General features: G+C 70.3%; 4 protein-coding genes. 2 read left to right on the top strand and 2 right to left on the bottom strand.

All coding sequences use genetic code 11. The features are described from left to right. Nucleotides 1-158: sugar phosphate nucleotidyltransferase (locus tag AC069R_RS20970; RefSeq protein WP_478768332.1), on the bottom strand; the 158-nt coding region annotated here is incomplete at its 3' end. Nucleotides 159-297: 139 nt separating this feature from the next. Here AC069R_RS20970 and AC069R_RS20965 point away from each other — a divergent pair. Further along, on the top strand, nucleotides 298-894 hold the full coding sequence (locus AC069R_RS20965) for a 5-formyltetrahydrofolate cyclo-ligase (protein ID WP_478768327.1): 597 nt from the start codon (nucleotides 298-300) through the stop codon (nucleotides 892-894). 83 nt (nucleotides 895-977) lie between these two features. On the opposite strand, the gene AC069R_RS20960 is transcribed toward AC069R_RS20965, so the two are convergent. After that, nucleotides 978-3857 carry a penicillin acylase family protein gene (locus AC069R_RS20960; protein ID WP_478768326.1) on the bottom strand — a complete coding sequence of 960 codons (2880 nt, stop codon included), beginning with the start codon at nucleotides 3855-3857 and terminating at the stop codon, nucleotides 978-980. Between the two features lie 266 nt (nucleotides 3858-4123). Here AC069R_RS20960 and AC069R_RS20955 point away from each other — a divergent pair, with 266 nt between their 5' ends. Beyond that, nucleotides 4124-5767: a potassium/proton antiporter gene (locus AC069R_RS20955; RefSeq protein WP_478768331.1), complete on the top strand. Its 1644-nt coding sequence runs from the start codon at nucleotides 4124-4126 to the stop codon at nucleotides 5765-5767. Nucleotides 5768-6000 lie beyond the last annotated feature (233 nt).

The raw sequence follows: 6000 nt of genomic DNA, 5'->3' as shown, positions 1-6000 counted from the left end.
CCCGCGGACACGGCCTCCTCGACCACGTACTGGATCGCGGGCTTGTCGACGACCGGAAGCATCTCCTTGGGAGTCGCCTTGGTCGCCGGCAGGAACCGGGTACCAAGACCCGCCGCCGGAATGACAGCCTTGCTGATCCTGGGGTGCGCCTGAGTCATGCCCGACACCTTAACCGGCGTCCCTTGGTATGACCTGGGGCTGCGCTTGGCCGGCCCTTTGACGACGACCCGGACGGCATCGGCGCCGTGAACGGCAGACGGAAAGGGTGCGGTACGACCCGTGGAACAGGACGGACGCGTGGACGAGCCTGACAAGAGGACGTTGCGGCGAGGCCTCCTCGCGGTGAGGAACGGGCTGCCGGACGATGACGTACGGGCGGCGGGCCGGGCGCTCGCCGCGCGCGCCCTGGAGCTGCCCGAGCTGGCGGCGGCGCGCACGGTCGCGGCGTACGTCTCCGTCGGCACCGAACCCGGCACCGGCGCGCTCCTGGACGCCCTGCGCGCGCGGGGCACCCGCGTCCTGCTCCCCGCGCTGCTGCCCGACAACGACCTGGACTGGGGCGAGTACACCGGGCCCGGCTCCCTGAGGGAGGTACGGCACGGCTCCAGGATGGCCCTCCTCGAACCCTCGGGCGCCCGGCTCGGCCCGGACGCCGTGACGGGCGCGGACGTGGTCCTGCTGCCCGGTCTCGCGGTGGACGCGCGCGGGATGCGGCTGGGGCGCGGCGGCGGCTCGTACGACCGTGTGCTGGCCCGCCTGGAGCGCGCGGGCGTACGGCCCCGCCTGGTGGTGCTGCTCTACGACACGGAGGTCGTCGCGCGGGTCCCCGTGGAGGAGCACGACCGGCCGGTGCACGCGGTGGTGACGCCGTCCGGGGTGCGCCGCTTCGTCTGAGGCGGCCCCGGTACGCGGAACGGCATACGCGGAACGGCCCGACACGCGCGCGTGTCGGGCCGTTCCGTCCGGGGGTGCGGCGGCTACGGCTTGAGGACGAGTGTGTCGCTCGTGCTCTTGTCGACCGCCTTGGACGAGTACGCCCAGGGCAGCAGCTCGCCCTTGGCCCACTTGTCCGTCTGGTCCGTGTAGTGCGCGCTGAACGCATGCCCGGAGGCGCCGGTCAGGTTGATCCACTTGGACTTGTCGAGGTCGGCGAGGTTGACGACCATCCGCATCGACGGCACCCAGACCACGTTGTAGCCGCCCGCGGCGTTCCAGCCGGTCGCGTCCACGGCTGCCTCACCGCCGTTGAGCTTCCAGGGGCCGCGGTTGAGCAGGTACTGGAGCGCCTTGGGGCCGTCGGTGCCGAGCGTCTGGTTCTTCAGGAACAGGCGGTGCAGCCGGCCCCAGCTCCAGGTGTCGATGTCCTTGCCGAGCTTGGCGGTCAGCTCCCAGCGGGCGTCGATCATGGCGCGCGCGAACAGCTGGTCCATGTTGTTCGCCGCCGGGCGGGTGCCCTGCTTGGGCGTCTTCCACCAGTCGCTGTCCGGCTTGTTCATCAGGTTGCGCACGACCTCGAACCAGCGGTCGCCGCCGTCCGGCTGCGCCTGGTCGGCGGCGCGCATGCCGCACTCGCGCACCTTGGTGTTGTCGTCGTCCACCGGGCCGGTGCTGTCGATCTTGTCGACCCACAGGCACTGGCCCTTGACACGCAGCTCCTTGGGGAGCTTGTTGCCGAAGGCGAGCTTGAGGACGTTGCGCCAGACGGCGTTGAAGTACGCGGCGGCCGCGGAGTCGGAGTCCTGGGTGTAGTCCCAGCCCTCCAGCAGCTTCTGCGCGTCGCGCACGTTCTTGTCGGACAGGTTGATCTTCAGCAGCTTCGGCACCATGAGCTTGGCGATCTCGCTGCTGTCGTCCAGCTGCATCTGCCGCATGTCGTCGGTGGAGATCTTGCCGCCGCCCTTGATCTTGGACTCGATCAGGTCGGTGATCCGCTGACTGCGGGTGCCGTAGCCCCAGTCGGTGGTCAGGGTGTACGGGTACTTGTCCTTGTCGACCACGGCCTGGTTGGCGGTGACGATGTAGCCGCGCTTGGGGTTGTACTCGTACGGCAGCTCGTCCTGCTGGATGTAGCCGGTCCAGCGGTACTTGGGGTCCCAGCCGGGCGCCGGGATGGAGCCGTCGTCCGCGGCGGAGCGCGTCGGGATCTTGCCCGGCAGGGTGTAGCCGATGTTGTCGCGGGTGTCGGCGTAGACCAGGTTCTGCGAGGGCACGTCGAACTTGGCGGCCGCGGCGCGGAAGTCCTTCCAGTCGGCCGCCTTGTCGAGCGCGAAGACGGCGTCCATGGAGGTGCCCGGGTCGAGCGCGGTCCACTTGAGGGCGATGCCGTAGCCGTCACCGCGGTCCGGGGCGGCGGCGTTGACCGTGGCCTTCTTGCCGACCTCGACCAGTTCGTCGTCGCGGTCGGACAGGAGCGGCATCCCGTCCTGGGTCTCGCGCACGACGATCGTCTTCGAGGCGCCGCCGGCGACCTTGATGGTCTCCTGGCGGGTCTTGAAAGGCCGCACCTTGCCGTCGTACAGGTAGCCGCCGGCGGTGACCTTCTCCAGGTAGAGGTCGCTGACGTCGACCCCGGAGTTGGTCATGCCCCAGGCGATGTCGGCGTTGTGGCCGATGATCACACCGGGCATCCCGGCAAACGTGTAACCGGTGACGTCGTACTGGCACTTGGCCGAGATGGTCCGGCAGTGCAGGCCCATCTGGTACCAGACGCCCGGTAGGGACGCCTCCAGGTGCGGGTCGTTGGCGAGCAGCGGCTTGCCGGTGATGGTGTGCTGGCCGCCGACGACCCAGGAGTTGGAGCCGATGCCCTGGCCGTTCACGCCGACGGCGGTCGGGAGGTCGTCCAGGGAGCTGTAGAGGCCGCCCAGTTGGCTCGTGAGGCCCGAACCGGAGGCGCCCGAGGTTCCGGAGCCGGTGGCGTCCGTCCCGCCCGCAGACGAGCCCGTGGCGCCGCCTGTGGCGCCCGTCGTGCCCGTGGCCCCCGTCGTGCCGGCGCCGGTGCCCGTGCCCGTGCCGGTCGAGCCCGTCCCCACGGGCGTGCCCGCGGCGGCGCTCTGCTCGAAGCTCTTGGTCAGCGCGTCGTACTGACCCTCCTGCACGATCGGCTTGTTACGGCTGTACGGGTACTCCGGGTACAGGTCCTTGATCTGCTGCGGGCCGAGCCGGCTCGTCATCAGGGCGCGGTCGATCTCGTCCTGCATGTTGCCGCGCAGGTCCCAGGCCATCGCCTTCAGCCAGGAGATCGAGTCGACCGGGGTCCACTGCTCGGGCTTGTAGTCGTTGGTCAGGTTGAGGGCGGCGTACTCCAGGGAGATGTCCTTGCCGCTCTTGCCCTTCAGGTAGGCGTTGACGCCCTTGGAGTAGGCGTCCAGGTAGCGCTTGGCGGAGGCCGACAGCTTGGTGTCGTACTCCTGCTTGGCGACCCGGTCCCAGCCGAGGGTGCGCAGGAACTCGTCGTTCTTGACCTGGCTCTTGCCGAACATCTCGGACAGGCGCCCCGCCGTCATGTGCCGGCGCACGTCCATCTCGTAGAACCGGTCCTGCGCCTGGACGTAGCCCTGCGCCATGAACAGGTCCTCGTCGGAGGACGCGTAGATCTGCGGGATGCCGTTGCCGTCCCGCTTGACGTCGACCGGGCCCGACAGCCCGTCGAGCGTGATCGACCCCGTGGTCTGCGGGAGGGAGGCGCGCACGGCGCTGACCGACCAGTACCCGCCGTAGGCGATGCCCGCGATGACGGCCAGGACCAGCAGCAGCACGAGCAGTCGGGCTTTGCGCCCCTTCTTCCTGCCTGACTTGGCGGGCGCGGCACCGGTGGTGGCGGTGTCACCCGTTGTGGCGGTGGTGTTCGGGGGCATCGCTGTCCTTGCTGTCCTAACGCGAGCGGCAGGTCGGGCCATGACTTTGAATGAGCGCTGGAGCAACCATAGGCGCAGGACCCTGTGCGCCTTGACGCGGAGTCGGGAACCGGCACGCACGAGCGTTCGATCTTTTCCCTCTAACGTCAAGAAAGCGTCAAGAGTTAGGTAAGGTAACGAAGTACTGGATGCGGTGCGCCGCAGCCTCGGATCTTGTGTTCGCGCGTCCGCGCGCCCCGCGCCCGGACCAAGGAAGGGAACCGCCGCTGACTGTTCACCACCTCAACCAGCTTCTGCTCGTCTGCTCCCTCGTCCTGCTGGTCGCCGTGGCGGCCGTGCGGATCTCCTCGCGCAGCGGGCTCCCCAGCCTGCTCGTCTACCTGGGGATCGGCGTCGTCATGGGCCAGGACGGCCTGGGCCACATCCACTTCGACAGTGTCGCCGTGACGCAGGTCATGGGCTACGCGGCCCTGGTCGTGATCCTCGCCGAGGGCGGACTCGGCACCAAGTGGAAAGAGGTCCGGCCGGTCCTGTCCTCCGCCGCCGTCCTCGCCACCGCGGGCGTCGCGGTCAGCGTCGGGGTCACCGCGGCGGGCGCGCACTATCTGGTCGGGCTGGAGTGGCGGCAGGCGCTCATCATCGGCGCGGTGGTGTCCTCGACGGACGCGGCGGCGGTCTTCTCCGTGCTGCGCAGGATCCCCTTGCCCGCACGCGTGACGGGCACCCTGGAGGCGGAATCGGGGTTCAACGACGCCCCGGTCGTCATCCTGGTCGTCGCCTTCTCCACGGCAGGACCGGTCGAGCACTGGTACATATTGCTCGGCGAGATAGCCCTGGAGCTGGCGATCGGCGCGGCCGTGGGCCTCGCGGTGGGCCTCGTCGGCTCCTGGGGACTCAAGCACGTCGCGCTGCCCGCCTCCGGCCTCTACCCGATCGCCGTCCTCGCCATCGCCATCTCGGCGTACGCGGCCGGCGCCCTGGGCCACGGCAGCGGTTTCCTCGCCGTCTATCTGGCCTCCATGGTGCTCGGCAACGCGAGGCTCCCGCACTGGCCGGCCACCCGCGGCTTCGCCGAGGGGCTCGGCTGGATCGCCCAGATCGGCATGTTCGTCCTGCTCGGCCTCCTGGTCACCCCGCACGAACTGGGCGACGACATCGTGCCCGCCCTGGTCATCGGCCTGGTGCTGACCATGGTGGCCCGTCCGCTCAGCGTGGTGTGCAGCCTGACGCCGTTCCGGGTGCCCTGGCAGGAGCAGACCCTGATGTCCTGGGCGGGGCTGCGCGGCGCCGTCCCCATCATCCTGGCGACGATCCCCATGGTGAACGGCGTCGACGGCAGCCGGCGGATCTTCAACATCGTCTTCGTCCTGGTCGTCGTCTACACCCTCGTCCAGGGGCCGACGCTGCCCTGGCTGGCGCGCACGCTGCGCCTGGGCGAGCAGGGCGAGGCGGCCGACCTCGGCATCGAATCGGCGCCCCTGGAGCGGCTGCGCGGGCATCTGCTGTCCCTGACCATCCCGGAGGAGTCGCGGATGCACGGCGTCGAGATCGCCGAGCTGCGGCTGCCGTCCGGGTCCGCCGTGACGCTCGTCGTGCGCGAGGGCAAGTCGTTCGTGCCGATGCCCAGCACGGTGCTGCGGCGCGGCGACGAACTCCTGGTGGTCGCCACCGACCCGGTCCGCGACGCGGCGGAGGCGCGGCTGCGCGCGGTCGCCCACGGCGGCAAGCTGGCGAGCTGGCTGGGCACGGACGGGGCGGAGGGCGACGGGGGCGCGCGGCCGGGAGGCGCTCGGGCGGGGGGTTCCCGGCCGGGGCCGGGGGGCGCGAAGTCCGGGGGTGCGAAATCCGAGGGCGCGAAGTCCGGTGGCGCGCGGTCCGGCGGTGGCGCGCGGTCCGGGAGCTCGCGTTAGGGAGGGTCGGCGTCAAGGAGCCGGGCGTTAAGGGGGCTCGCGTTAAGAGCGGGTTTCACGCGGTTCACACCTGGCGCACGCGCCGCTGAATCCCAGGCGACCGGCCCGGTGGTGCTCGTTTTCACAGCCCGCGCGGGGGTGGCCCCTGTACGATGAAGGGGCACCCTGATCGAACCAACTCTGCCTGACGCAGAGCTGGCGCGACCGTATGGCGGCCGTGACGCCCCCCACCT

It is taken from the genome of Streptomyces sp. NPDC043952 (genome assembly GCF_056435325.1).
Note: the sequence above shows the minus strand (reverse complement) of the source record. Positions and strands in the feature narration are given on the sequence as shown.

Excerpts from the sequence above, each read along its gene's own strand:
- AC069R_RS20960 (WP_478768326.1), bottom strand. The coding sequence starts at position 3,857 with ATGCCCCCGAACACCACCGCCACAACGGGTGACACCGCCACCACCGGT.